Genomic DNA, 25,299 nt, shown 5'->3' on the forward strand with positions numbered 1-25,299 from the left:
CGTGTCTCCCGCTTACTCGGTCTGCTGTCGCGAGTTGATGTTGCGCTCGATGTCGGTGAGCGCGTCCAGCTTCTCGCCCAGCTCGGCCTTCTCGTCCTCCAGCGACCGCTGGGCCCGGCGGCTCTCTTCCAGGCGCCGCCCCAGGGCGCGCCGCCCCTCCAGCTCGTTGAGCCAGTAGCGCAGCAGCGGCTGCAGCCGCGGCGGGGCCGCATGGAGGTCGGCCTTGTACAGTTCGGAGGCTTGATCCCATTCGCGCTCGTTGCCCCAGGCCAGCACGACCGCCCGGGCCAGGCGCTGATCGTGCGAGTCGCCGGAGACCCGCGTGAGCGTGACGTCGCGCCACTCACGGTCACCCCGCTGGGAGGCGAGGCCGAAGGCCACCCACTCCGGCAGCAGGCATGTCGTCTCGCCGAAATCCGGAATCTCGGCGTAGCAGCCGGCACTTTCCTCCACCACGGGCTCGCGGGGCTCTCCGGCCAGCTGCGCCGGCAGCCACTGGCAGCCGGTCAGGCCAGCCGACAGCAGGCACAGCAGCAGGGGGCGTGGGATCTTCATGGGTCGTTCCTTGCGTCGGCTACCGCCGGAGCGGTCAGCGATTCTTGATGGTCGGCGTCCGGCGCGGGCAGCGTCAGGCGGAAACACACCGCCAGGCGGTCGTCCTCCGCCAGCACCAGGCTGCCGTGCTGCAGGCGAGCGCAGTCGGCGGCCACCGATAGTCCGATGCCGGACCCCTTGAGCGCGCCCTTGCGGCGAATGCGCCCTTGATAGAACGCCTCGAACAGCCGCGCCCGATCTTCTTCGGGGATCGGTTCGCCGCTGTTGGCCACCTCGACGACCAGACAGCCGTGGGTGGCACGGGCGCGAATCTCCAGCTCGCCGCCGTCCTCGCCGTAGGCGACGGCGTTGGACACCAGATTGTCGAGCAGGCGAGCCGTGGCCGTGCGGTCGAGCCGCCAGATCAGCGGGCCGTCGAAGCAGTGCACCGACATGCCCTTCTGCTGCAGGCCCAGGTGATGCTTGGCCAGCACCTCCTTGACCACGGTGGCCACGTCCAGACGCTCGATCTCGAGGCGCTGGTTGTGCTGCAGCAGGTTGTAGTCGAGCAGCTGCTCGATCAGCTGCTGCAGCTCGCCGCCGCTGGCGTCGATCAGCTCGAGGATCTCGCGCTGATGATCGGTGATATCGCCGGCCACGCCGTCGGCCAGCAGCGCGGAGCCCTCGCGGACGCTGGCCAGCGGCGTCTTGAGCTCGTGGGACATGTGGCGCAGGAACTGTTGCTTCTGTTCCTCCAGCTCGTCGAGCCGCGACGACAGCCAGTCGAGCCGCTCGTCGAGGCTGACCAGTTCGGCGGGCCCCTGCACCGGCGACGGCTGGGCGCTCCTGCCGGTGCTGCCGATACCCAGGATCCGCCGCTCGAGCTGGCGCACCGGCCGTACGATCAGCCGGGTGAACAGCAGCATCAGGATCAGGCTGGCCGACACCAGCGCCGCGGTCTGCCACCACAGACGATGCTGCACGGTCTCGGCACGCTGGCGAATCAGGTCCAGGCGATCGTCGATGCGCCGGTTGGTGGCGTGACGCATGGCCTCGGTGTGCTCGGCGAAGGGCAGGAAGTCGGTCAGTCGCTGCTTGAACGCCTCCAGCGGTAGCTCCGGCAGCTCGGCGAGCCGGTCGAGCTGCCCGGACAGCGCCTCGACGTCCGGGTCGTCGGGCAGCAGCTCGCGCTGCTTGGCCAGCAGGCGGCGGTACTCCGCCAGGCGCTCGTCATAGATCTCGAGCAGGCTCTCCTGCTCGACCACCGCGTACTGACGCGCGCCACGTTCCATCTCCAGCGCCAGGGCGCCGAGCGTGCGGGCACGCCGGGTCTCCTCGACCGCCTGACGTGCGCTCTGGTCGGCGAGGCGCGAAAGTTCTGACAGCGCCTGCCCGGCCTGGAACATCAGCACGGCAAGGGGCAGCATCACCATCAGGAAGGCCAGCAGCACCAGCTGCAACAGCGAGCGCGGCCGCCAGCGGCGGGAAACGGCAGATGTCATGGCCAGCGTTCGGAAAAGGAGTGAGTCGGCAACCACTATCGTCTACCCGAGGATACCAGAGTTCGGCCTGTCACCCGCGCCGCATCGCGGCCGAGCAGGCAAAAAAAAGGCCGGCATAGCCGGCCCAATACGCAGGGAACTGAAGGGGTGGGAAAGCGTTCGATGACGCCACTGGCGCCGCTCGATCGTTTACCCGGGGCCCGAGGGCCCATGAAGCGGCGGAATCCCCTTTCAGTCAGGGTGGGATTCCTGAGACGGCTCACCGTCTCGCTTCCTCTGACGGCCCCGCCGGGGCGTGGCCGTGCAATTGGTCCCCCTCGCGGGGGAGAGGCATCCTTGCCAGGGCATCCTTGCCCTCTCGGTACCCGTCCATGACGAGGTCGTCGGTACCGTCTCATCGCAACCTAAAGTCACACATCGCTGGAGCAGACGTTGGTCGCCGAGAGGCCAGGGGCACAGGGCAGTGTCGTCAGCTGCCTCTTGGCGACCGGGAAGCGGTTCGAGCCGTTTGAACCGCTTCCCGCTTGCTCCCCATGAGTATTGCGATCCTCGTGCCAGAACCAAAAACAACACTATAAAATCAATAACTTAAAAAAACCAAAACGTTGGCACGCGCCAACGCCTCCTGATAAACGGGCTTCAGCTCGCCATTTTCGTTGCCAATTGGAGACATCTTTCTCCGAAAAAATAAAAAGCCCTGTTTAAACAGGGCTTTACAGAGTCTCCAATCGGCGACATCGTGTCATCGGCGTGATGGCGAGAAGCGACACCAAGGCGAGATAAGCGCTCACTCGAGGGGCTTTATCAGGATCTTGGAGCGCCGGGCCTGGTTGTAGGCCTCCCGCTTGAGGGGAGGAAGATCGTCGACGTCGGCCAGGCCGAAACCGTGCTCGAAGAACCAGTGGGCGGTATGGGTGGTCAGCGCGAACAGCGCATCGAGCCCGCGCGACCGGGCCTGACGCTCCACCTCGCCGAGCAGCAGGTCGCCACGGGCGCCGCCGCGATAGTCGCCGTGCACGGCGACGCAGGCCAGCTCGCCCATCCGGGCGTCGGGAAAGGCATGCAGCGCGGCGCAGCCGATGACCATGCCGTCGCGTTCGATGACGACATAGTCGTCGATTTCATACTCCAGGCGCTCCCGGGAACGCGGCACCAGCATCCCACGACGCTCCAGCGGCTCGAGCAGCTCCAGCAGGCCGCCGATGTCGTCGATCCCGGCGCGACGCAACTGCTCGTAGCGATGCTGGGTGATCATGGTGCCCACGCCATCGCGGGTGAACAGCTCGCCGAGCAGGGCGTCGTGGTCCTGCCACGATAGCAGGTGGGTGCGGGCCACCCCGTGGCGAGCGGCACCGACGGCGGCGCCCAGGTGGCGGGCCATCTCGCTGCCGGGGTCGGCGGCGGCCAACTGCGGCTCGGCCTCCAGCGGCGCCAGCTGCCGACGCAGCTGGCCGCTGTCGTCGCACAGGCCGCAGGCCTCGCCGAGCAGGATCAGCTTGTCGGCGGACAAGGCCGTGGCGGTATGGCGCGCGACCTCGGCGGCGTCCAGGTCGAAGACCTCGCCGGTGCTGGAGTAGCCCAGCGGCGGCAGCAGCACCAGCGAACGCCGATCCAGCAGGCCGCGGATCGCCTCGTCGCGGACGCCACGCACCTCGCCGCTGCGGTCGAAATCGATACCGTCGCGCACACCCAGCGGCTTGGCCATCACCAGGTTGCCCGAGACCACCGTCATCTCGACGCCGTGCAGCGGCGTGTTGGGCAGCCCCAGCGACAGCCGCGACTCCAGCCACAGTCGCTGCTCGGCCGCCACCCGCTCGACCCGGGCCATGATCGCCTCGTCGGCCACCCAGCGTCCGCCGTGGCGGCGGGGCGTGATGCCGTCCTCGTTCAGGGCCCGCTCCACCTGGGGGCGGATGCCCAGCACTACCACCAGACGCACGCCCAGGGTATGCAGCAGCGCCAGGTCCTGGATCAGCTGCTCGCCTCGACCCTGCGCCACGGCCTCGCCCTCGATCAGGATGACGAAGGTACATCCTCGGTGCGCGTTGATATACGGCGAGGAATTGCGGAACCAGTCGACGAAGGGAAAACGAGTGTCCAAGGGCCGCGCTCCGGCAGCAGATGAAGGGAAATGAGAGCCTTGACTATACCAGACGCAAAAAAACGGCGGCACCGGCAAGCTGCAAGCTGCAAGCTGCAAGCTGCAAGCTGCAAGCTGCAAGCTGCAAGCTGCAAGCTGCAAGCTGCAGCGTGAGATCGCCAGGAGCAAAAGAAAACCCCGAAGGCCTGACCTTCGGGGTTTCTTGTCGCTCGGCGCTTGTCGCTTAGCCGAACATGCCCTTGAACATGAAGAAAAACATGATCGCCAGGATGGCGCCGGCCGGCAGGGTGATCAGCCAGGACATCACGATGGTGCCGATCACGCGCAGGTTGAGCGCCGCCATGCCGCGGGCCAGGCCCACGCCCAGCACCGCGCCCACCAGGGTCTGGGTGGTGGAGATCGGCAGGCCGGTACCGGAGGCCAGCACCACGGTGGTGGCGGCCGCGAGCGTGGCGGCGAAACCGCGGCTCGGAGTCAGCTCGGTGATGCCGGTGCCGACGGTGACGATCACCTTGTGGCCGTAGGTCACCAGGCCGACGACGATGCCGCCGCCGCCGAGCACCAGCACCCACCACGGCACCAGCGCTTCCCCGCCAACCTGACCGCCGCTCTGCACGACGGTCATCACCGCGGCCAGCGGACCGACGGCATTGGCCACGTCGTTGGAGCCGTGGGCGAAGGCCATGGCACAGGCGGTGAACAGCATCAGCACGCCGAACACGCGCTCCACGCCGTCGTAGCCGAAGGCGTCGCCCTGGCGCTTCTCGGCGCCCACGCGGCGCTCGAGCAGGCCACCGAGCAGCATCACGCCGATGCCGATCACGATCGAATAGAGCAGGCTCTCACCGAAGCCGACCTCGAGGCCGACGTGCTTCAGCCCCTTGGTGAAGGTGACCATGGCGACGATGAAGCCGACCAGGAAGACGTACATCGGCACGTAGCGCTTGGCCGCCGCGAAGGGATCGCGGTTCTCGAAGATCAGGTGCTGGACCGACTTGAACAGCATGAAGGCGATGGTGCCGGACATCAGCGGCGAGACCACCCAGCTGGCGGCGATCTTGCCGACGCCACCCCAGTCCACGGTGGAGACGCCCAGGCCGGCGGCGCCGAAGCCCACGATGGCGCCGACGATGGAGTGGGTGGTGGAGACCGGCCAGCCCCGCATCGAGGCGATCAGCAGCCAGGTCGCGGCGGCCAGCAGCGAGGCCAGCATGCCGTAGACCAGCAGCTGCGGCTCATCCGCGAGCAGGGTCGGGTCGATGATGCCCTTGCGGATGGTGTTGGTGACCTCGCCCCCGGCCAGCCAGGCGCCGAGGAACTCGAAGATCACGGCGATGATGATCGCCTGCTTGATGGTGACGGCCTTGGAGCCGACGGAGGTGCCCATGGCATTGGCCACGTCGTTGGCACCGACACCCCAGGCCATGAAGAAACCGAAGGCACAGGCGAGGAGGATGAAGATGTCGCCGTATTGCGCGATGATCGACATAGGACGGAAACCTTGTATCGGGTCAGAAGGTGGCGGTTATCGCTGCGGGAGAGTCCCGCTCAGTTGGCCGTCATGATCTGAAGGCGGCTGCCGACGCGTTCGGCGCGATCGGACAGCTCACCGACCCAGTCGATGATCTTGTAGAGGAACATCACGTCCACCGGGGGCATCTCGCTCTCGAGGGCGAACAGCTGGCGACGGATGGCGACCTGCTGTTCGTCGGTCTTCTGTTCCAGGGTGTGCAGCTCGCGGATCAGCGTCTGCATCACGTCGGACACGTTGCGACCGAACCCGGATTCGAGCAGGTCCTTGAGCTCTTCCAGGGCGACGCGGGCCTGAGCGACACAGGACACCGAGGTACGGATGTAGTCGCGCATCGGTTGGGCGAGCTCGTCGGGCACCTGCATGCTGCGACCGAGCATGATCCCGGTGATGTCGCGCGCCTTGTTGGCGATCTGGTCCTGGACGCTGATCAGGTCCAGCAGATCGGAGCGCGACACCGGCAGGAACATGGTGTTGGGCAGATTGAGGCGCAGCTCGGTCTTGAGCTCGTCGGCCTCGTGCTCGAGTCGAGTGATCGACTCACGCTGTCGGGCGGCTTCCTGCCAGTCTCCCGTGAGTGTTGCCTCGAAGAACGGCGGCAGGGCTTCCGCGCAGTCGCTGACCTTGACGATATGAGCCAGCAGCGGCTGGAATGGCGAGCGACCGAACATCGCGGAGAAGGGATTGGATGTCACCATGGGGGCATCTGGGCACTTGGAAATGGCGGCGTCAGTATAGTGACTGCCCGGGCTGTCGTCATGAGAAAATCATCTAATCTTCACGAACATGAAACAAGGCGGCCTTTCCCATGGCAAAAGAGATCGAATTCAAGCTCGCCCTGGCCCCCGCGGGCCCGGAAGCGCTGCGCCGGCATCCCCGGCTCGCCGGCCTCGAACCGCGCACCACCCAGCTGGGCAACACCTACTTCGACACTCCTGACGGTCGGCTGGAGAGCGAACGCATGGCGCTGCGCCTGCGTCACGCCGATGGCCGGCTGCTGCAGACGCTGAAGACCAGCGGCCAGGGCAGCGGCGGCCTTTCCACCCGCGGCGAGTGGGAGTGGGAGGTGATGGGCCCGGGCCTCGACCTCGGCCGGCTGGCCGACCTCCCGCCGATCGAAGCCCTCGGTGAAGGCGTGCTGGGCGAGCTCAGGCCGCGCTTCGCCACCGACTTCGCCCGCGAGATCTGGTGGTGGGAACAGGACGGCACCGCCATCGAGATCGCCCTGGACCTCGGCGAGATCGAAAGCGACGCGCACAGCGTCCCGATCCGCGAGCTGGAGCTCGAACTCAAGGACGGCGATCCCGCCACCCTGATCGAACTGGCCGAAGCCCTGGCCGAGCGCGTGCCGCTGCGCCCCTCGGACACCAGCAAGGCCGCCCGAGGCGCCGCCCTGCTCGCCGGACGCTGGACGCTGCCCGACGGCGGCTCGGCCCCCGCCTGGCTGCATCGCGCCGTGGTGGCCCTCGACGCCCACGCCGACACCGGCGACGCCGCCTTCCGTGAGGCTGCCCGCGAGGCCTTCCTGCAGCTGGCCGAACGGCACGCCGACGTCGAGCCGATGGCCCGCCGGCTGGCCGAGGCCCTGAGGCACGACGACTGGCTGAACGCCGACACCGGCCGGACGCTGCTCGCCCTGTCACGCCACCTGCCCGACGCGGTCGCGCTGGGCTGAACGCCCGGGCAGGGACGCCGCCCGTCACGGGTGAACAGCACGAGGGAACGCCGTGAATCACGATCGCTTCAAACCCGCCGCGGGCGACCTGCGCACCCGGGTCTTCCAGATCATCTTCGAGTCCGACACGCCGCTGGCCAAGGGCTTCGACATCGCGCTGATCGGTGCCATCCTGGCCAGCGTGCTGGTGGTGATGCTGGAGAGCGTGCCCCAACTGGAAGACGCCCATGGCGAGGGATTCCGGCTGTTCGAATGGGGCTTCACGCTGCTGTTCACCGCCGAGCTGGCGATCCGGCTCTACTGCCTGGAACGCCCCTGGCACTACCTCAAGAGCTTCTACGGCGTCATCGACCTGATCGCCATCCTGCCCACCTGGCTGGCACTGGTGGTGCCCGGCGCCCAGTCGCTGGTGGTGGTCCGCCTGCTGCGCACCCTGCGCATCTTCCGGGTGCTGAGGCTGATGGAGTTCGTCGGCGAAGGGCGGCTGCTGATCGGCGCCCTGGTGCGCAGCAGCCACCAGATCTTCCTGTTCCTGTTCACCGTGTTCATGCTGGTGACCATCTTCGCCTCGCTGATGTATCTGATCGAGCCCGCCGAGGCCGGCTTCACCAGCATTCCGACCGCCATCTACTGGGCCGTGGTGACCCTGACCACGGTGGGCTACGGCGACATCACCCCGGTGACGCCGCTGGGCCAGGCGATCTCGGTGATGGTGATGCTGATCGGCTACTCGATCATCGCCGTGCCTACCGGGGTGTTCTCCGCCGAGGTGATCCGCTCGATCCGCGCCGACCGCTACTCGGAAGAAGCCTGCCCCGGCTGCGGCCATGACCGCCACGAGAAGAACGCCCGCTACTGTCTCAAGTGCGGCACCTGGCTGGACGAGGAGACGCCCGACCCGCGCGAAGCCTCGAACGACCGATCCTCGAGCAACGAACCTTCAGACGACACGCCCACGGACGAAAAAACGCCCCGGGAGTGATCCCGAGGCGTCTCGCGGGCGCGTTCTCGAAGCGGTCGACTCACTCGGTCTCTAGCGGCGCGTCCCAGGCGTCCAGCTCGGCCTCGCTCCAGTCGCCATAACCGGCGTTGGGGAACACGATCCAGTCCTGGCCGAAACGCTCGGCGTTCTGCTCGACGAGAGCGTGCTGACCGGCGAGATCGGCATCGGCGAACGCGCCGGAGAAGTCGTGCAGCGAGTCCCCGAGCTGCATCACCAGGGTGTGCCCCTCTTCCACCTTGGCGCGGCGCTCGGCCTTGGGCGGGCCCAGCAGCATGACGCTGTCCTCGGAGACCTGCGGCAGGTCCAGGGTCTCCAGGGTGGCGATGGTGTCGGCCTCGTTCTCCTGGTAGCGGTCGGAGACGTAGTAGATGGCCACGCCGTGCTCGTCGGCGTAGTCCAGGAAGGCCTTGGCGCCGGGGATCAGGCGCGGCTCGCCCTCCCGCTCCCAGTGCTTCCAGGTGTCCCAGGTGGTGTAGTCGTGGCATTCGGCCATGTCACGAGCCAGCAGGGCGCTGTTGTCCAGCACCGTCTCGTCGAGGTCGGTGATGATGGCCGGTGCGACACCCTCACCCAGCGCCTCGAGCCGATCCTCCAGCCGATAGCGGGCGAGCGCGAAGCCCTGGCGCTGCAGCGCGGCGACCTCGGCCGACTGCTGCTGGTAACGCAGGCCCATCGCATAGGCGGCCTGGGCACAGACCATGGAATCGTCGGCGACGGCCGGCGCGGCCAGCGGCAGGGCCATGAGGCCGGCCAGGGCGGCGACACCGCCGGCACGGCGGTAAGCGGACATCGGCATGGTGTTCTCCTTGTGATCGGCGCGCTCGGATACGACATCGACTCGCACCCGATTACGCCTTGTTATTGAAGAAAATCGATTCGATCATATTTTATTTTAATCGACTGTTCAAATAACACTGGAAGGCGCCACTGCCGCCCCGGCCCGAGCGCCGGCAGCCATAAAAAAACCGGCTCGACCAGAAGGCCGAGCCGGTACGAAAGCGGAAGAGAGGCTTGCTCTGTCCTGGAAGGTCAGTCCTGGAAGGGAGCGACGTCACCGCGGCCCTCGCGTACCACGGTGGGCGGCAGCTCGCGCAGGTCGATCACGCTGGTCGGCTCCAGGTGGCAGGCGCCGCCGTCGATCACCAGCGACAGATGCGATCCGAAGCGATCGCGAATCTCCTCGGCATCCGTCATCGGCAGCTCCTCGCCCTCGGGGATCAGGGTCACGCTCATCAGCGGCTCGCCGAGAGTGTCGAGCAGCGCCCGGGTGATGTCATGGTCGGGCACCCGCACGCCGATCGAACGCCGCTTGGGATGCAGCAGCAGTCGCGGCACCTCGGTGGTGGCATTCAGGATGAAGGTATAGGGTCCCGGCGTGTGGGCCTTGAGCAGCCGGAACACGGCGTTGTCGACCTTGGCGTAGGTGCCGATCTCCGAAAGGTCGGAGCACACCAGGGTGAAGTTGTGCTTGTCGTCCAGCGAACGCAACCACTTGATGCGCTCGACGGCCTTCTTGTCGCCCAGGTGGCAGCCCAGGGCGTAGCCGGAATCGGTCGGGTAGGCGATCACGCCGCCCTTGCGGATGATCTCGACCGCCTGGTCGATGAGGCGCTTCTGCGGGTTGTCCGGATGGACCTGGAAGAACTGGCTCATGGGCGCTCCCTGTTCTTGTGAACGTCGGACGAGTGAAACGGCGAATCAGGCGGCGGTCGCCGCTCGGTCGATCCAGGCCGCCAGCCGCGGATGGGTCCAGACCGGCGCCACCGAGGTGCGCGGCGTCGGGCTCATGCTGCCCGGGGCCAGGTGGCCGCCGGGAAAGTGGAAGTCGCTGCCCAGCGAGGCCATCAGGTCGCGCTCGTGAAGCTGGCGGGCCAGGTCGCGGGTGACGTCGGCGTTCTGGAAGCCGCTGATCAACTCGGCGGCGCGGCCGCCGGCCTCGCGGAAATCGTCCAGCAGCAGGCCGCGCTTGCGTCGGGTCAGCTTGTGGCGCAGCGGATGCGCCAGCACCGCCACCCCGCCGGACTCGAGGATCCAGCGCACGCCCTCGGCCAGATGCGGCCACAGCGCCTTGATGTCGCCGGCCTTGCCGTTGCCCAGGTGCTTGGAAAACGCGGTGGACATGTCCGGCACCAGGCCCGCCGCGACCAGGGCCTTGGCGAAGTCCGGCCGGCCCAGTGGGCGGTCAGAGCCGGCCTGCTCGCGGGCCCGGGCCAGGGCGTCGTCGAGGCCGATCTTCTCCATGCGCTCGGCGATGGTCACCGCCCGCCGCTCCCGGGCCTCGGCCTGGGCGACGAGCCCGTCGGCCAGCGCGCCGCTGGCGCCCTCGGGCAGCAGCCCCACCACGTGCAGGTTGATGCCGCGCCACTGGGTCGAGAGCTCGGTGGCCGGCAGCACGGCCAGCCCCGCGTCCGCGCCGGCACTCACCGCCTCCTCCACGCCGGCCACGGTATCGTGGTCGCTCAGGGCGATATGGGTGAGCCCACGCTCGACGCACAGCGCCACCAGATCGGTGGGCGACAGGGCGCCGTCCGAGGCAGTGGAATGCATGTGCAGATCGATGGTGAGGGCATCGCTTCCCTCGAAGCGCGCGGGAAGTGCGGGGTTCGGCATGACGCGGGCAGGTGTCTTTGACAGAATAGACACCCATGGTGCTCGCCCGACCCACCCTGGTCAACCGAGCCACTCGCTCCCGCGGCGCGAGCCGCTCAGCCGAGGATATTCCGAGATGCTCTACGCCATCATCAGTGAAGATGTGAACGACAGCCTGGAACGGCGCCTGGCCGCCCGCCCCGATCATCTGGCTCGCCTCGAGCAGCTGCGCGACGAGGGCCGCCTGGTGCTGGCCGGCCCCCATCCCGCCGTGGACAGCGAAGACCCGGGCGAGGCCGGCTTCAGCGGCAGCCTGGTGGTCGCCGAGTTCGACGACCTGGAAAGCGCCCAGGCCTGGGCCGACGCCGATCCCTACATCATCGCCGGCGTCTACGCCCAGGTGACGGTGAAGCCCTTCAAGAAAGCCCTGCCCTAGGCCGAACCGCCTTCTCCACGAAGCGAGCCGGCGGCAGCTGTCGCCGGCTCGCTTTTTGCGTCCCTCGAAAACGGCCGCGAAGCCACTTGTCAACAAGGGTTTTCCCCACAGTTCCTGTGGATAACATTGTTGAAACGCCGCGGAGTCCTGCCGCCAGCCCGGTCGCAAAGGCGCCGCGGCGAAATCGATCATTTTTTGACCAGCCGATTCACGTCCGGAGCCGATCTTGACCGCCGCCCCCGATCATCTGCCGCCGCTGGCCGGCCTGGAGAGCGCCCGCCTCGACTGGCGCCAGGACGACAGCGGCGAAAGCGCCCCCCACTCCAGCGCCTTCGACGACGTCTATTTCTCGCGCCACGACGGCCGTGCCGAGACCGAACACGTGTTCCTGGCCGCCAACCGCCTGCCCGAGCGCTTCCGCGACTGGCAGGCGCCGCGCCCCTTCGTCATCGGCGAGACCGGCTTCGGCACCGGGCTCAACATGCTCTGCGCCTGGGCCTGCTTCGACGCTCACGCCCCGGCCGGCGCCCGACTGCACCTGGTCTCCACCGAGAAGTTTCCGCTCGCCCGCGACGACCTGGCCCGGGCGCTGGCGGCCTGGCCGGACCTGGCCGAGCGTGCCGCCGCGCTGGTGGCCCAATGGCCGGAGCCGGTGGCCGGCGTGCATCGCCTGTGGCTCGACGAGCGCGTGACCCTGGACCTGCACTTCGGCGACACCACCGAGCGCCTGGCGCTGCTCGACGGCGCCGTGGACGCCTGGTTCCTCGACGGCTTCGCGCCCTCCAAGAATCCCGAGATGTGGCACGACGCGCTGTTCGCCGCCATGGCCTCACGCTCGCGCCCGGGCGCCACCTTCGCCACCTTCACCTGCGCCGGCGTGGTCAAGCGCGGCCTCAGGGCCGCCGGCTTCGCCTGGCGCAAGGTGCCGGGCTTCGGCCGCAAGCGCGAGATGCTGGCCGGCGAGATCGAGACGCCCCCGGCGGACGAACGCCGAGGCTCCACGCCCTGGCTCACACCTCCCGCGGTACAAACAGCCCGCCGCGTGGCGGTGATCGGCGCCGGGCTCGCCGGCACCACCGTGGCCGCCGCCCTGGCCCGTCGCGGCGTGGCGGTGACGCTGATCGACCGCGAAGCCCCCGGCGCTGGGGCCTCCGGCAACGCCCAGGGCGCGCTCTACGTGAAGCTCGCCGCCGACACCAACCTGCAGAGCCGCACCTACCTGAGCGGGCTGCTGCACAGTCGGCGCTGGCTCGAGGCTCTCGACCCCGATCACGCACTGTGGTCGCCCGGCGGCGTGCTGCAGCTGGCCACCGGCGAGCGCGAGACGCGCCGCCAGGCCCGCTTCCTCGCCAACCATCCGCTGCCGGCGAGCGTGGTGCGCGGCGTCGACGCCGAGGAAGCCACCCGGCTCGTCGGACTCGACCTGCTCCACGGCGGGCTCGGCTTGTCCCACGGCGGGCTCGACTACCCACTGGCCGGCTGGGTGCGTCCGGATGCGCTGTGCCGCCGGCTGGCGGCGAGCGACGGAGTGAGCGCTTACCGGGGCGAGGTGCGCGAGCTCTCGCCCATCGCGGAAGACGACGAGAACGGCGGCTGGCGGCTGACGCTGGCCGGCGACGGTGGCACCGACACTATTGAGGTCGATCAGGTGGTGATCGCCGCGGCCAGCGCCTCCAGCGGCTTCGCCCAGACCGCCGCCCTGCCCCTGCAGCCGGTGCGCGGGCAGATCTCGCGGCTGACGCTGCCGCAAGGCGCCCCCGCGCCGGCGCGGGTGGTGTGCGCCGGCGGCTACGTCATGCCGCCGATCGACGGCACCCTGACCTTCGGCGCCAGCTTCGCCCCCAACGACGCCGATGCGACGCCCCGCGAGGCCGATCACGCCTTCAACCTCGCGGAGCTCGAGCGCACCCTGCCCGGCTACGCCGCCGCACTGGCCGAGGCCGGCGCCGATCTCTCGCCGGAAGCGCTGGACGGGCGCGCCGCGGTGCGCGCCGCCAGCCCCGACAAGTCGCCCTACGCCGGCCCGGTGCCCGACGCCGAGGCCTGGCGCCGCGACTATGCCGCCATGGCCAAGGACGCCACCCTGATCCCGGCGACGCCCGGCCGCCATCACCCGGGGCTGTGGATCAGCGCCGCCCACGGCTCCCGCGGGCTCGCAAGCGCGCCGCTGTGCGCCGAGCTGATCGCCTCGCGGATCTGCGACGAGCCGCTGCCGCTGGAGGCGCCGCTGGCCGACCATCTGCATCCCGGGCGGCGCGTGATCCGCGATCTGATTCGTGGTCGGTGAGCACTCACCTCCGTTGCGGGGACGGCCTCACGCCTCGATCCGCCGCAGCAGGAACACCAGCGGCACGCTAAGCAGGTAGATCGCACCCATCCACAGGAAGATGTCGTTGAAGGCCAGCACCTGGGCCTGCTCCATCACCCGCCGCGACAGCATGCCGAGGGCCGCCTGGTGGGCGTCGGGCACCGAGCCCGCGAGCATCGCCTCGTAGCGGGCGATCTCGGCGACCACCACCTCGCGACCGGTGTCGATGGCCGGGATCAGCTGGTTCCAGTGAAAGTCCTCGCGCACGTCGCGTACGGTGTCGATCAGCGCCAGCCCGATGGCGCCGCCGAGGTTGCGCATCACGTTGAACAGCCCGCTGGCGTTGCCCACTTCGGCGGGCGGCAGGGTGCCGAGCGCGATGCGCGAGGCCGGGATGATGCACAGGATCAGCCCCATGCCGCGCACCACCTGGGGCAGGAAGAACTGCCAGAAGCCGGACTCCACGGTCAGGTTGGCGTTCATCATGGTGCCGATGCCGACCAGCAGCAGGCCGAGGAACAGCAGCCCGCGCAGGTCGAGGTGGTTGGAGAGCTGACCGGCCACCGGCGCGCACAGGAACATCGTCAGCCCGGTGACGAACATCACCTGGCCGATCTGCAGGCTCGAGAAGTGGCGCACGTAGCCGAAGAACAGCGGCATCAGGTAGACCAGCCCGTAGAGCGCGATGCCGAGGATGAAGCCCATGCCGGCGCCGATGGCGAAGTTGCGGTTGGCGAAGGCACGCAGGTCGACGATCGGACGGTCGTGGCGCAGCGTGCGGGCGAAGAACCACACCCCGGCCGCGGCGCAGATCAGCGACATGGCCAGGATCAGGTCGCTGGCCCACCAGTCGTCACCCGGCCCCTCCTCGAGCACGAACTCCAGCGAGCCCAGAAACACCGCGATCAGCACCAGGCCGATCAGGTCCAGGCGCTTGGCCAGGGCGTGGTTGGCGCGGTCGATGTCGAGGAAGGTCCAGGCCGCCCAGCACACCAGCACGCCGGGCACCACGTTGGCCAAAAACAGCCAGTGCCAGCTCAGCGACTCGGTGACGAAGCCGCCCACCGTGGGTCCGACCGAGGGCGCCATGGTCACCACCATGCCGATCACCGCCTGCACGCTGCCCATCACCCGGCGCGGGAAGATCGAGAAGCTCACCGCCTGGGTGATCGGGATCATCGCCCCGCCGGCGAAGCCCTGGATGGCGCGCAGCACGATCAGCTGCTCGATGGAGCCGGCCAGCGCGCAGCCGAGGCTCGCCAGGGTGAAGCCGGCGCAGGAGAGCGTGAAGGCGACCCGGGTCGAGAGAATGCGCATCAGCAGGCCCGACAGCGGGATCATCACGATCTCGGCGATCAGGTAGGACGTCTGCACCCAGGAGATCTGGTCCTCGCTGGCCGAGAGCCCCGACTGGATCTCGTTGAGCGAGCTGGCGACGATCTGGATGTCGAGGATTGCCATGAACATGCCGAACACCGCAGCGATGAAGCCGATCCGCTGCGGCCAGGGCGGCATGTCATCGGGGCGCGCTTCGGCGCCGGCCGCCACCTCGCTCACGAGCCGCTCCCGGCCTCGGCCACCTCGCTGGCATCGGCGACGCGCGGTTCGCGTTCAGTCCCCCGGGCAGGCTCGGGATCGAGATCGCGGGTATCGACGCCGGGCACCGCCGAGAGGCCGGCGCGCAGCCGCGGCAGCGCGTCCTCGGGGCCGACGACGCGAATCTTCACCGGCACCCGCTGGACGATCTTGTTGAAGTTGCCGGTGGCGTTGTCCTGGGGCAGCAGGCTGAACTCGGTGCCGGTGGCCGGCGCCAGGCTGTCGACCACGCCCTCGAAGGTCACGTCGGGATAGGCGTCGAGGCTCACCTCGACCGGCTGGCCGACGCGCATTCGCTCGAGCTGGGTCTCCTTGAAGTTGGCGATCACGTAGGCCGACTCGATCGGCACCAGCTGCATCAGCGTCAGCGATGGCTGCGCCAGGGTGCCGGCCTCCACGGTGAGGTTGCCGACCACGCCGGCACGGGGCGCGCGCAGGCGGGTCTTGTCGAGCTGATGGCGGGCATAGGCGAGATCCGCGGCCGCGGCGTCGCGGTTGGCCTCGGCCTGGCCGACCTCGGATTCCGCCACCGCCAGCTGGCGACGCGCCGACACCAGCGCCGCTTCGCTCTCGGCGAGATTGGCCCGGGCGACGCGCAGCGCGGCCTGGTCGTCCTCGCGCTGCTGGCGGGAGCCGTACTGGCTGGCCGCCAGCGACGAGGAGCGCTCGAGGTGCTGGCGCGCCTGGTCGACGTCGGCCTGGGCCGCGTCGCGCTGCGCCCGGGCCTGATCGATGGCGGCCTGCTGCAGTGCCACCCGACGACGCGCCTGGGTCAGCGACGCCACCGCCACGGCCTGCTGGGCCTCGGCCTGCTGCACCCGATCCCGATGGCTCTCGTCGTCCAGGCGCACCAGCAGATCGCCCCGCTCGACGTGCTGGTTGTCGTCCACCAGCACCTCGGCGACCCGCGCCGAGAGCTCGGCGCGCACCGCCACGCTGTCGGTGCGCACGTAGGCGTTATCGGTCTCCTCGACGAAGCGCCCGACCTGCCACCAGCCGATCGCCCACCAGATCAGCGCCGCCAGCGCGACGAGCGTCACCAGCCCGGCCACGACCCGCCCCCGCGAGCGGCGTGCGCCACCGCCCTCGCTGCCGCCCTCGCCGACTGTCTCGCCGGCGTTCGCGACCTGCTTGTCCTCGGCTGCCATGACGTCTCCTGATCGGTGGGCAAATCACAAGTGTAATGAATGCTACACTACATGACCACCAGCGCCGCGCATCACGGCTGCGATACAATGCGCCCGTCTCTCCGCCACTCGTCCCAGGAGTCACGATGTCCCGCCACGCTCCCGACAGCGCCGACACCCCCCTCACGCCACGCGGCGTGGCCCGCCGCGAACGGCTGCTCGACGCCGCCCGCGACGTCTTCCTCGAGCAGGGCTATGCGGCGGCCAGCGTCAACGAGGTGGTGGCGCGGGCCGGCGGCTCGCTGGCCACGCTGTACAAGCAGTTCGGCAACAAGGAGGGGCTGTTCACCGCGGCCATGGAGCGCCACATCGCCACCGCCTGGGAGGTGCTGGAGGCAGGTCAGCGCGACCGTCAGGCCCCGGAAGAGGTGCTGTTCGAGCTCGGACGACGCATGCTGGCGCTGGTGCTGCAGCCGGGCGTGATCCGCCTGGTGCGGGGGCTGGCCTTCGAGGCCGAACGGGTGCCCGAGCTCGGCGAGCTGTTCCTGACCCGCGGCCCCGACCGCACCCGGGCGGCGCTGGCCGACTATCTCGCCGACCAGGCCGCGCGCGGCCGCCTGACCCTCGATGACCCGCGCGAGGCGGCCGGCCTGTTCATGGGCATGCTGCTCGGCGAGTGGCACTTCGACGCCCTGCTCGGCCGGCCGATGGAATGGGACGCGGCGCAGTGCGAGGCCCGCGCGCGCCGCTGCACGGAGGTCTTCCTGAGCGGGACCTCGGCCTGAGCCGTCAGGCCGAGGTGGCCAGCGCCTGCAGCGCGCCCCGGTCGAGGCAGCGATAGGTGAAGGAGGGGCGGCCCACCTGGCCGTAGTGGAAGGACTCGTCGAGCAGCTCGACCTCGGCCAGATACTTCAGGTACTTGCGCACCGAGACCCGCGACATGGCGGTGGCGGGCAGCAGCGCCTCGGTGCCGAAGGCCTCGTCGTCCAGGGCCAGGATCGCCGCGGCCACCCGGGCCAGGGTCGGCAGGGTCAGGCCCTTGGGCAGATCGCCCGGGCGGCGCGGGCTGGCCGGCGCGGTGGGCTGGAACAGCCGGTCGATGTCGCGCTGGGCCACTTCGCCCGGCAGCTCGTCCAGGGCGTCGCGGGCCCGGCGGCAGGCCAGCACGGCGTCGCGGAAGCGCTCGAAGGCGAACGGCTTGACCAGGTAGTCGCTGACGCCCAGCCGCCACGCCTCGCGCACCGTGTCGAGCTCCGAGGCGGCGGTGATCAGCACCACGCCCACGTCGCGGCCGCTGCGCTGGAGGTAGCGCGCCACCTCCAGCCCGCTGCGGTTGCGCAGATAGACGTCGAGCAGCACCAGGTCGACGTCTTCGCGCTCGAGCACCTCCAGCGCCGCCGGCACGCTTTCGCACTGGGCGACCAGCCGCATGTCGTCCAGCCGATTGAGATACTCGACGTTGAGGCGCATGACCATGGGGTCATCCTCGACGATCAGTACGCGCATCATGTTTCTCCTCGTCGCCCTCGGGCAGGGTTCTCAAACGTCATCGTCGGTATCCGGCGCGCGGGGCAGCTCGACCTCGAACAGGGTGCCCCTGCCCGCCTCGCTGTAGACCGCCACGCGGCCGCCGCAGGCGTCGATCCGCTCGCGCACCGCGGCGAGCCCCAGGCCGCGCCGCTCGCCCTTGGTGGACACGCCGGCCTCGAACAGCCGCTCGCGGATGCTCGGGTCGATGCCGCCGCCGGTGTCCTGCACCTGCAGCAGCAGCAGCGCCGCGTCCGCCTCCACGGTCAACATCACCCGCCGCTCGTCGCGTCCCTCGACCGCATCGAAGGCGTTCTCCAGCAGGTTGCCGAGCACCGTGACCAGGACGTGGACCAGCGTCGCCTCGCCGAGCTCGGGCATCGGCGTCTCGAGACGTACCTCGAATTCCACCCCGCGCTCCCGGGCCTCGCTGCGCTTGCCGAGCAGGAAGCCGGCCAGCACCGGATCGGCCACGCCTTCCACCACGGCCATGCCCGGCGCCAGGCGATGGTCGGCCAGCTCGTCCAGGTAGCCGCGCAGGCTATCGAGATCGCCCATCTGCGCCAAGCCCGACATAACGTGGCGCTGGTTCTTGAACTCGTGAGTGGCGGCGCGCAGCGCCTCGGCGTAGCGGCTGACCCCGGTGAGCTGCTCGGCCAGGGCGTTGACCTCGCTCTTGTCGCGGAAGGTGGCTATGGCACCGATCGTCCGCCCGCGATGGCGGATCGGCCGCCGGTTGGCGAGCACCACCCGGCCGTCGAGGTTGAGATCGATCTCGCGATCGAGCTCGCGCCCCCCCCTCACCGCCTTCGCCGCCGCTCAGCAGCTCGGGGAGGCCGCTGTGCGGCAGACAGTCGGCCACCGCCGTTCCCACCGCCGGCTCCCCCAGCCCGGCCTCGGCCAGCATCCGGCGGGCAGCCGGATTGACCAGGGTGACACGCGCCTGGCGATCCACCGCCAGGATGCCCTCGTGGACCGAGGCCAGCATCGCCTGGCGCTCCTCGACCAGCCGCGCGATCTGGTGCGGCTCGAGGCCCAGCAGCACGCGCTTGATGGCCTGGGCCAGCCCCCGGGCGCCCAGCCCGCCGACGATCATCAGCGCCAGCACGCCGAGCATCACGTCACGCCGGTTGTCGGCCAGCAGCGGGGCCAGCGATGACAGGGTGACGCCCACCGAGACCGCGCCGACCACCTCGCCGTCGCCGGCCGTCACCGGGGCAAAGCCGCGGATGCTGGTCCCCAGGGTGCCCTCGGCCCGGGAGTGATAGGTCTCGCCGGCCAGCGCACGACCCTCGTCCCCGCCCTGGAAGTGCCGGCCGATGCGCTCGGGGTCCGGGTGGGTCAGGCGGATCGCACCGGCATCCATCACCACGATGAAGTCGACGCCGAGCGCGCGCCTCAGGCCGTCGATGCGTGCCTGGAGGGCGCCATCGTCGACGGGCGCCTCGATGCGTCCCTGGAGCGCCGCCTGCACCTCCGGATCGGCGGCGAGCGTCTGCGCCAGATCGGTGACCCGCGTGGCCTGATCCTCCTCCAGGGTCGCGCGCAGCTGGGCGGTGAACAGCCACAGCGCCAGACCCAGCGAGAGCACCACCATCACCGCGACCAGCAGCGAGATCCAGGTGTTCAGACGCAGGCGAGGACGGGACATGGGGAGACTCCGGTGGGTGCGATCGTAGGGGATTGTCGGCCGGAATTCGACCTTGGTGGCATTCCCCACATGGTGACGGTGTGCCGTCAAGAACGCCGATATTTTCAATAGTTTCAGAACGCTTTAACAACTTGCGCAATCTTGGCGCCAGAGATGGCGGGCCTATGCTCGTCGCCAGCCCTGCGCCCTGGCGGCCAAGCCGCCAGGGCGAGTTTCGAACAACGATGTCCCGCGCGACTCGCGCGAGGCCGATCCCCAAGGAGCGCTCCCATGAGTCGATCTCTGACGGATACCGTCGCGACGCCGTCCGTGGCCCCCCGTGCCTGGCTCGCCCAGCGTATCTTCGGCATGCCGCTGCCGTTCTTCGCCCTCGCCCTGGCGGTGATGGTGGTAGCGATCGCCACCGACAGCCTGCCCACCGGCATGATCGGCGCCCTGCTGGTGATGATGCTGCTCGGCGAGCTGATGGGCTTCATCGGCGACCGCCTGCCGGTGGTCAAGACCTACCTCGGCGGCGGCGCCATCCTGGCGATCTTCGGCGCCGCCGCCATGGTCTATCTGGAGTGGCTGCCCGCCCCGGTGGTCGACAACGTCACCGACTTCATGAAGGGCGGCGGCTTCCTCAACTTCTACATCGCCGCGCTGATCACCGGCAGCATCCTCGGCATGGACGCCAAGGTGCTGATCAAGGTCGGCTCGCGCTACGCGCTGCCGCTGTGCTGCGCGGTGCTCGGCGCCTCGCTGTTCGCCGTGGCCATGGGCGCGCTGCTCGGCTTCTCCGCCCAGGACGCGGTGGTCGTCATCGCCATGCCGATCCTCGGCGGCGGCATGGGCGCCGGCGCGGTGCCGATGAGCCAGATCTACGAGCAGCTGCTGGGCCAGCCGGCCAGCTACTACATCTCTATCCTGGTGCCGGCCCTGGCGCTGGGCAACGTCTTCGCGATCATCATCGCCGGCCTGCTCAACGGCCTCGGCAAGCGCTTCCCGGGGCTGACCGGCGACGGCCAGATGATGCCCGGCGTCGACGTCGAGGAACCCGAACATACCCTGGACCTGGGCAAGCTGGGCGTGGGCGTCGTCGCCGCCCTGATGCTGTTCACCGCCGGCCAGATCCTCGGCACCCTCGTCCCGCTGCACCCCTACGCGCTGATGATCGTGCTGGTCGCGGCCCTCAAGGTGCTCGACGTGCTGCCGGCATCGGTCACCGAATCCGCCGCCCAGTGGTTCCAGTTCGTCGCCCGCAACTGGACCTTCGCCCTGCTGTTCGGCATCGGCATCGCCTACACCGACCTCGGCCAGGTGATCGACGCCATTTCGCTGACCTACGTGCTGATCGTGTTCGCCGTGGTCGCCGGGGCGGCCTTCGGCGCTGGCCTGGTCGGCAAGCTGGTGGGCTTCTACCCCATCGAGTCGGCGATCACCGCCGGCCTGTGCATGGCCAACATGGGCGGCACCGGCGACGTGGCGGTGCTGTCCGCGGCGCGCCGCATGTCGCTGATGCCCTTCGCGCAGATCTCCTCGCGGCTGGGCGGCGCCCTGATCCTGCTGATCTCCAGCGTGGTCGTGCCGCTGCTGTTCGCCTGAGGCGAGCCTGCCAGCGACGCAAACGGCGCCCTTCGGGGCGCCGTTTGTGTTTCGAGCACTCGACTCGCGGGATCAACCTTCCTCTTCGTCGTCGGCCAGATCCCGCCCGAAGGCCCGCCACTGGGCCAGGGTCATCACCTCGGTGGTCTCGGTGCGCAGGTCGTGGGCGATGATCAGCTCGCCGCGCTCCAGCTGGCGGCGCAGCTCGCCGACCCAGCCGCTCATGCCCTCGCCGGTGTCGGTGGTGTCGTAGCCCTGGCGCGTGACGAAGGCTTCCAGCAGGCCGTCCAGGGTCTCCCCCGGCAGCATGCGATAGGGCACTTCGACGAAACGGTCTCCGCTCATGCGTCGTTCTCCTGCATGTCCTGTGGTGTCTGGCCGCTTTCCCAGCTCGACAGGCGCTCGATGAAGGTCGCCTCGTCGATCACCTCGACGCCGAGCTGCTCGGCCTTGGTCAGCTTGCTGCCGGCGGCCTCGCCGGCCACCAGGCAGGCGGTCTTCTTCGACACGCTGCCGGAGACCTTGGCCCCCAGCGCCTGCAGGCGCGCCTTGCCCTGGTCGCGGGTCATGGCCTCCATGGTGCCGGTGAGCACCCAGGTCTGGCCCTCCAGCGGCGTGGGGCCGGCCTCGACCTCGGCCTCTTCCCAGCGCAGCCCGGCATCCAGCAGCGCCTGGATCGTCTCGCGGTTGTGCGGCTGCTGGAAGAAGGTGTGCACGTGGGCGGCGACGATGGGGCCGACGTCGTCGACCGCTTCCAGCGCCTCGCGCCCGGCCGCCATCAGCGCCTCGAGGGTGCCGAAGTGGCGCGCCAGGTTGACGGCGGTGGCCTCGCCCACCTCGCGGATGCCGAGCGCGTAGATGAAGCGCGAAAGCGTGGTCGCCTTGGCCTTCTCCAGTGCCGCGACCAGATTGTTCGCGGATTTATCGCCCATGCGCGGCAGCGTGGCGAGGCGCTCGGCCTCGAGGGCGAACAGGTCCGCCGGCGTCTTCACCCAGTCGCGCTCCACCAACCCGTCGATCAGCTTCTCGCCGAGGCCTTCGATGTCCAGCGCCCGGCGGCTGGCGAAGTGCTTGAACGCCTCCTTGCGCTGGGCGGCGCAGTAGAGCCCGCCCGAGCAGCGTGCCACGGCCTCGTCCTCGAGGCGCTCGATCTGCGAGTGGCACACCGGGCAGCGCTCGGGGAAGACGATCTCGCGGGCGTCCTCGGGGCGCTCGTCGAGCTGAACGCGCACCACCTGGGGAATGACGTCGCCGGCCCGGCGCACGGCCACGGTGTCGCCGATCATCACCCCGAGGCGCGCGATCTCGTCGGCGTTGTGCAGGGTCGCGTTGGACACCGTGACGCCGGCCACCGAGACCGGCTCCAGACGCGCCACCGGGGTGATGGCGCCGGTGCGGCCGACCTGGAACTCGACGTCGTTGAGCCGCGTGATCTGCTCCTGGGCGGGAAACTTGAAGGCGATCGCCCAGCGCGGCGCCCGGGCCACGAAGCCCAGCTCGCGCTGCAGGCGCAGGTCGTCGACCTTGATCACCGCACCGTCGATGTCGTAACCGAGGCCGTCGCGCTTCTCGCCGAGGCGGCGGCAGTAGTCGACGATGCCCGCCGCGCCTTCCACCACCTCGAGCTCGGCGCTGGTGCGGAAACCGAGCCCGGTGAGGCGTGCCATCAGCTGGCTATGGCTGGCATCGCCGGCGTCCGGCTCGATGCGCGCCACCTGGTAGGCGCTGAACTCCAGCGGGCGGGTGGCGGTGACGCGCGGATCGAGCTGGCGCAGGCTGCCGGCGGCGGCGTTGCGCGGGTTGGCGAAGACCTTGGTGTCCTCGGCGCGCGCCTTCTCGTTCATGGCCTCGAACTCGGCGTGGCGCATGGTGACCTCGCCGCGCACCTCGAGCAGCTCGGGCCCGCCCTCGCCGCGCAGCTTCAGCGGGATCGACTTCAGGGTCCGCAGGTTGGAGGTGATGCCCTCGCCGGTGCGGCCGTCGCCCCGGGTCACGCCGGCGGAAAGCTCGCCGTTCTCGTAGACCAGGGACACGGCGGCGCCGTCGAGCTTGGGCTCGCAGCAGAAGGCCACACTGTCGGGGTCGGTCTCCAGGCGATCGGCGACCCGCTTGGCGAAGGCCGAAAGCTCGTCCTCGTCGAAGGCGTTGTCCAGCGACAGCATCGGCACCGCGTGCGGGATCTCGGGAAAGCCTGCCGCGGGCGCGGCACCGACCCGTTGGGTCGGCGAGTCGGGCGTCACCAGCGCGGGATGCTCGGCCTCGATCTCCTGCAGGCGACGCAGCCGACGATCGTAGTCGGCGTCGGTCATGCGCGGCTCATCGAGCACGTAGTAGCGGTAGTTGGCGTCCTCGAGCTCGGCGCGCAGACGCGCCGCCTCGTCCTGAATCGCGGGGTCGGGCTGGGTCATGGGAATGTCTGGTTCTCGATCGATAGCGAGGGCCTCGTCGCGCGAGGCCGGGTGGCGCTAGCTTACCAAAGCAACGCCCCCCGACGGGATACCGTCGGGGGGCGTCTGGACGCCGTATGGCAGGCGAGCGTCAGTTGACCTGACGATGCAGGCGATGGCGCCGCTCGAACTCCTGCACCCGCTGACGGGCGAACTCGACGGTCTGGGCGGTCATCACGCTCAGGTTCTCGTCCTTCAGCTCGCCGCCGAGGTGGCGGACGATGACCATGGCGGTCTCGACCATGGCCTCGAAGGCCGCCGAGGTATCGGTGGCGCTCGGCAACGGCATCAGCAGGGTGACGCCCGGCGTGGAGAACTCGTCCATGGCCTCGAGGGGGAAGGTGCCCGGCTTGACCACGTTGACCATCGAGAACTGCAGCGCGCTGCCCGGGTCCTCGGTCTCGAAGCGGTGGAAGATGTTCATGTCGCGGCCGTAGCGCAGGCCGCAGGCCATCATCAGCTCGAGCAGGGCGCTGCCGGCGAAGCCGCCCTCTTCACGGGCCATCACGCTGATCACGATCAGCTCCTCGGCCCCGCCGAGGGCGTCGCGGGCATGCTCGTCCTGAACGCCGTGACGCAGCGCCTTCTCGAGCACCGGATGCGAGCGCACCACGTCATCTCGCGGCGCCTCTGCTTCGGCAAAGGCCTCGGGGGCCGCCTCGTGGCGGGGGGCGAACAGCGGGTCGTTGTCGTCGGCCGCGGCCTGGCGACGCTCGGCCTCCAGGGCCTCCGCCTCGCGCTGGCGGCGGGCCGCCTCATCGGCTTCCTGCTGCTGGCGAGCGGCCTGTTCACGACGCGCCTGCTCGGCCTTTTCGGCTTTCTCGGCCTTTTCCGCCTTCTCCTGCTCGCGACGCGCCTTCTTCTGGTCGCGACGCTCGGCGATGCCCTTCTGCAGGGAGGCACCGAAGCGCTGGACCGAGGAACCGACACGCCTGGAGCCGTTCTTCAGCGAATCGCCCACGCCTTCCAGGTCGACCAGACGGTAGTGCTCCTCGTCGTAGCCGTCGTGATCGGCCGGATCGGCGACCAGCGGCTCGGCGGCCGGCGGCTGCCGACCGGCGTCCTCCTGGGCGGGCTCGCGACGCTCGGCCTCGGCACTCGCCGCCGGCGCGGCCCGTTCGGCCGGCTCGGGCCGGCGCGAAGCGGACACCGCCTCCGTCGACCCGGTCTGAGGCGCCTCGCCCTGCTGACGGCGGAATTCCGACAACACCCGGGACGGGCCGGGGTGGTCCTGTCGCTCGAGCTTGGGCTTGGCCTTCACGCCCTGCTCTTCCGCAGGCCTGACGACGCGCGCCCCTCCGTTGGGCAATTCCCAGTTGAGTTCCGCCTCGCGAGCCGCCTCATCGGGGTCTTGTTCTTCGCCCCCCGCGGGGCTCGGGGCGTCGTGTCCGGCCTGGTCAAGGCGCGGCACGCTGCGCTGGCGCTGCAGGCGACGCACGCCATCGATGACGATCAGCGTCACCAGTGCCAGTCCCAGTATGATCAGCCACTCTCTAAGTTCCATGGGTCGTCATGCCTTTTTGCTAAGGCGCCATGCCTGATGGTTTCCGTGAACAGCATAGCGCGATTGCCCAAAAAAGGACCAATAATTTTGATTGTCAAGCTGGCCTTTTTGTGGCCGCACTTGCCTCGGTCCTGTGCAATCGCCCTTCAAGAATCCCTTCGTCACCATGTGGTGCTATCTCGCT

Annotated in this window: 22 protein-coding genes; 6 read left to right on the top strand and 16 right to left on the bottom strand. The window is 69.3% G+C overall.

Going from position 1 to position 25,299, the window contains the following annotated elements:
* Nucleotides 1-12: 12 nt before the first annotated feature.
* The 5 genes from C9J49_RS01045 to C9J49_RS01065 form a co-directional block, all read right to left on the bottom strand.
* Entirely contained in the window at nt 13-555 is a 543-nt protein-coding gene (locus C9J49_RS01045; RefSeq protein ID WP_046078293.1) for a hypothetical protein, read from the bottom strand.
* Nucleotides 552-2,036, bottom strand: coding sequence for an ATP-binding protein (locus C9J49_RS01050; RefSeq protein ID WP_046078294.1), 1,485 nt, complete (start codon nt 2,034-2,036; stop codon nt 552-554). The genes C9J49_RS01045 and C9J49_RS01050 overlap by 4 nt, the downstream gene beginning before the upstream one ends.
* Nucleotides 2,037-2,823: 787 nt before the next feature.
* Nucleotides 2,824-4,137 carry an amino-acid N-acetyltransferase gene (gene argA, locus C9J49_RS01055; protein WP_046078295.1) on the bottom strand — a complete coding sequence of 438 codons (1,314 nt, stop codon included), beginning with the start codon at nt 4,135-4,137 and terminating at the stop codon, nt 2,824-2,826.
* Between the two features lie 223 nt (nt 4,138-4,360).
* The gene (locus tag C9J49_RS01060; RefSeq protein ID WP_046078296.1) at nt 4,361-5,626 is read right to left on the bottom strand and encodes an inorganic phosphate transporter; all 1,266 of its coding nucleotides are present in this window, start codon (nt 5,624-5,626) and stop codon (nt 4,361-4,363) included.
* 59 nt (nt 5,627-5,685) lie between these two features.
* Nucleotides 5,686-6,366 (bottom strand): TIGR00153 family protein, encoded by a 681-nt coding sequence (locus tag C9J49_RS01065; protein ID WP_035598343.1) that lies wholly within the window; start codon nt 6,364-6,366, stop codon nt 5,686-5,688.
* Between the two features lie 110 nt (nt 6,367-6,476).
* Here C9J49_RS01065 and C9J49_RS01070 point away from each other — a divergent pair, with 110 nt between their 5' ends.
* Nucleotides 6,477-7,343 carry a CYTH domain-containing protein gene (locus C9J49_RS01070; protein ID WP_046078297.1) on the top strand — a complete coding sequence of 289 codons (867 nt, stop codon included), beginning with the start codon at nt 6,477-6,479 and terminating at the stop codon, nt 7,341-7,343.
* Nucleotides 7,344-7,395: 52 nt separating this feature from the next.
* Nucleotides 7,396-8,325: an ion transporter gene (locus C9J49_RS01075; RefSeq protein WP_107181167.1), complete on the top strand. Its 930-nt coding sequence runs from the start codon at nt 7,396-7,398 to the stop codon at nt 8,323-8,325.
* Nucleotides 8,326-8,365: 40 nt separating this feature from the next.
* Here the strand turns inward: C9J49_RS01075 and C9J49_RS01080 are convergent, their stop codons facing one another.
* From C9J49_RS01080 to C9J49_RS01090, 3 genes are all read right to left on the bottom strand, one after another.
* Complete coding sequence (locus C9J49_RS01080; RefSeq protein WP_046078299.1) at nt 8,366-9,142, bottom strand: 5'-nucleotidase, lipoprotein e(P4) family; 777 nt, start codon at nt 9,140-9,142, stop codon at nt 8,366-8,368.
* 233 nt (nt 9,143-9,375) lie between these two features.
* Entirely contained in the window at nt 9,376-9,999 is a 624-nt protein-coding gene (locus C9J49_RS01085) for an L-threonylcarbamoyladenylate synthase (RefSeq protein ID WP_035598338.1), read from the bottom strand.
* 45 nt (nt 10,000-10,044) lie between these two features.
* Nucleotides 10,045-10,956, bottom strand: a complete 912-nt coding sequence (locus C9J49_RS01090; protein WP_046078300.1) for a PHP domain-containing protein — start codon at nt 10,954-10,956, stop codon at nt 10,045-10,047.
* 115 nt (nt 10,957-11,071) lie between these two features.
* Between C9J49_RS01090 and C9J49_RS01095 the strand changes: the two genes are divergently transcribed.
* The gene (locus C9J49_RS01095) at nt 11,072-11,371 is read left to right on the top strand and encodes a YciI family protein (protein WP_035598333.1); all 300 of its coding nucleotides are present in this window, start codon (nt 11,072-11,074) and stop codon (nt 11,369-11,371) included.
* A gap of 226 nt (nt 11,372-11,597) precedes the next feature.
* Nucleotides 11,598-13,658: a bifunctional tRNA (5-methylaminomethyl-2-thiouridine)(34)-methyltransferase MnmD/FAD-dependent 5-carboxymethylaminomethyl-2-thiouridine(34) oxidoreductase MnmC gene (mnmC, locus tag C9J49_RS01100; RefSeq protein ID WP_107181168.1), complete on the top strand. Its 2,061-nt coding sequence runs from the start codon at nt 11,598-11,600 to the stop codon at nt 13,656-13,658.
* 27 nt (nt 13,659-13,685) lie between these two features.
* On the opposite strand, the gene C9J49_RS01105 is transcribed toward mnmC, so the two are convergent.
* Together C9J49_RS01105 and C9J49_RS01110 are read right to left on the bottom strand one after the other, a co-directional pair.
* A complete protein-coding gene (locus C9J49_RS01105; RefSeq protein ID WP_220084840.1) occupies nt 13,686-15,236 on the bottom strand; it encodes a DHA2 family efflux MFS transporter permease subunit in 1,551 nt (516 codons plus the stop codon).
* Nucleotides 15,233-16,423: an HlyD family secretion protein gene (locus C9J49_RS01110; protein WP_107181169.1), complete on the bottom strand. Its 1,191-nt coding sequence runs from the start codon at nt 16,421-16,423 to the stop codon at nt 15,233-15,235. The genes C9J49_RS01105 and C9J49_RS01110 overlap by 4 nt, the downstream gene beginning before the upstream one ends.
* 125 nt (nt 16,424-16,548) lie before the next feature.
* On the opposite strand from C9J49_RS01110, the gene C9J49_RS01115 reads away from it, so the two are divergent.
* A complete protein-coding gene (locus C9J49_RS01115; RefSeq protein ID WP_107181170.1) occupies nt 16,549-17,187 on the top strand; it encodes a TetR/AcrR family transcriptional regulator in 639 nt (212 codons plus the stop codon).
* Between the two features lie 4 nt (nt 17,188-17,191).
* On the opposite strand, the gene C9J49_RS01120 is transcribed toward C9J49_RS01115, so the two are convergent.
* The 3 genes from C9J49_RS01120 to C9J49_RS01125 are packed head-to-tail and all read right to left on the bottom strand — an operon-like array spanning nt 17,192 to nt 19,580.
* On the bottom strand, nt 17,192-17,911 hold the full coding sequence (locus C9J49_RS01120) for a response regulator (protein ID WP_046078302.1): 720 nt from the start codon (nt 17,909-17,911) through the stop codon (nt 17,192-17,194).
* Between the two features lie 30 nt (nt 17,912-17,941).
* Entirely contained in the window at nt 17,942-18,487 is a 546-nt protein-coding gene (locus C9J49_RS17265) for a sensor histidine kinase (protein ID WP_258393718.1), read from the bottom strand.
* Nucleotides 18,471-19,580 carry a PAS domain-containing protein gene (locus C9J49_RS01125; protein WP_258393719.1) on the bottom strand — a complete coding sequence of 370 codons (1,110 nt, stop codon included), beginning with the start codon at nt 19,578-19,580 and terminating at the stop codon, nt 18,471-18,473. The genes C9J49_RS17265 and C9J49_RS01125 overlap by 17 nt, the downstream gene beginning before the upstream one ends.
* Before the next feature lie 270 nt (nt 19,581-19,850).
* Here C9J49_RS01125 and C9J49_RS01130 point away from each other — a divergent pair, with 270 nt between their 5' ends.
* Nucleotides 19,851-21,164 carry a 2-hydroxycarboxylate transporter family protein gene (locus tag C9J49_RS01130; protein ID WP_107181171.1) on the top strand — a complete coding sequence of 438 codons (1,314 nt, stop codon included), beginning with the start codon at nt 19,851-19,853 and terminating at the stop codon, nt 21,162-21,164.
* Between the two features lie 72 nt (nt 21,165-21,236).
* Here C9J49_RS01130 and C9J49_RS01135 read toward each other — a convergent pair whose 3' ends face one another.
* From C9J49_RS01135 to zipA, 3 genes are all read right to left on the bottom strand, one after another.
* Nucleotides 21,237-21,509, bottom strand: a complete 273-nt coding sequence (locus C9J49_RS01135) for a YheU family protein (protein ID WP_016853531.1) — start codon at nt 21,507-21,509, stop codon at nt 21,237-21,239.
* Nucleotides 21,506-23,572, bottom strand: coding sequence for an NAD-dependent DNA ligase LigA (gene ligA / locus C9J49_RS01140; RefSeq protein WP_107181172.1), 2,067 nt, complete (start codon nt 23,570-23,572; stop codon nt 21,506-21,508). The genes C9J49_RS01135 and ligA overlap by 4 nt, the downstream gene beginning before the upstream one ends.
* A gap of 130 nt (nt 23,573-23,702) precedes the next feature.
* Nucleotides 23,703-25,115 (bottom strand): cell division protein ZipA, encoded by a 1,413-nt coding sequence (gene zipA, locus C9J49_RS01145; RefSeq protein ID WP_107181173.1) that lies wholly within the window; start codon nt 25,113-25,115, stop codon nt 23,703-23,705.
* Nucleotides 25,116-25,299: the final 184 nt, after the last annotated feature.

It is taken from the genome of Halomonas sp. SL1 (genome assembly GCF_003030865.2).
GTDB lineage: Bacteria > Pseudomonadota > Gammaproteobacteria > Pseudomonadales > Halomonadaceae > Halomonas > Halomonas halophila.

Excerpts from the sequence above, each read along its gene's own strand:
- C9J49_RS01045 (WP_046078293.1), bottom strand. The coding sequence starts at position 555 with ATGAAGATCCCACGCCCCCTGCTGCTGTGCCTGCTGTCGGCTGGCCTG.
- C9J49_RS01050 (WP_046078294.1), bottom strand. The coding sequence starts at position 2,036 with ATGACATCTGCCGTTTCCCGCCGCTGGCGGCCGCGCTCGCTGTTGCAG.
- C9J49_RS01060 (WP_046078296.1), bottom strand. The coding sequence starts at position 5,626 with ATGTCGATCATCGCGCAATACGGCGACATCTTCATCCTCCTCGCCTGT.
- C9J49_RS01065 (WP_035598343.1), bottom strand. The coding sequence starts at position 6,366 with ATGGTGACATCCAATCCCTTCTCCGCGATGTTCGGTCGCTCGCCATTC.
- C9J49_RS01070 (WP_046078297.1), top strand. The coding sequence starts at position 6,477 with ATGGCAAAAGAGATCGAATTCAAGCTCGCCCTGGCCCCCGCGGGCCCG.
- C9J49_RS01080 (WP_046078299.1), bottom strand. The coding sequence starts at position 9,142 with ATGCCGATGTCCGCTTACCGCCGTGCCGGCGGTGTCGCCGCCCTGGCC.
- C9J49_RS01085 (WP_035598338.1), bottom strand. The coding sequence starts at position 9,999 with ATGAGCCAGTTCTTCCAGGTCCATCCGGACAACCCGCAGAAGCGCCTC.
- C9J49_RS01090 (WP_046078300.1), bottom strand. The coding sequence starts at position 10,956 with ATGCCGAACCCCGCACTTCCCGCGCGCTTCGAGGGAAGCGATGCCCTC.
- C9J49_RS01095 (WP_035598333.1), top strand. The coding sequence starts at position 11,072 with ATGCTCTACGCCATCATCAGTGAAGATGTGAACGACAGCCTGGAACGG.
- C9J49_RS01110 (WP_107181169.1), bottom strand. The coding sequence starts at position 16,423 with ATGGCAGCCGAGGACAAGCAGGTCGCGAACGCCGGCGAGACAGTCGGC.
- C9J49_RS01115 (WP_107181170.1), top strand. The coding sequence starts at position 16,549 with ATGTCCCGCCACGCTCCCGACAGCGCCGACACCCCCCTCACGCCACGC.
- C9J49_RS01120 (WP_046078302.1), bottom strand. The coding sequence starts at position 17,911 with ATGATGCGCGTACTGATCGTCGAGGATGACCCCATGGTCATGCGCCTC.
- C9J49_RS17265 (WP_258393718.1), bottom strand. The coding sequence starts at position 18,487 with ATGGGCGATCTCGATAGCCTGCGCGGCTACCTGGACGAGCTGGCCGAC.
- C9J49_RS01125 (WP_258393719.1), bottom strand. The coding sequence starts at position 19,580 with ATGTCCCGTCCTCGCCTGCGTCTGAACACCTGGATCTCGCTGCTGGTC.
- C9J49_RS01130 (WP_107181171.1), top strand. The coding sequence starts at position 19,851 with ATGAGTCGATCTCTGACGGATACCGTCGCGACGCCGTCCGTGGCCCCC.
- C9J49_RS01135 (WP_016853531.1), bottom strand. The coding sequence starts at position 21,509 with ATGAGCGGAGACCGTTTCGTCGAAGTGCCCTATCGCATGCTGCCGGGG.
- ligA (WP_107181172.1), bottom strand. The coding sequence starts at position 23,572 with ATGACCCAGCCCGACCCCGCGATTCAGGACGAGGCGGCGCGTCTGCGC.
- zipA (WP_107181173.1), bottom strand. The coding sequence starts at position 25,115 with ATGGAACTTAGAGAGTGGCTGATCATACTGGGACTGGCACTGGTGACG.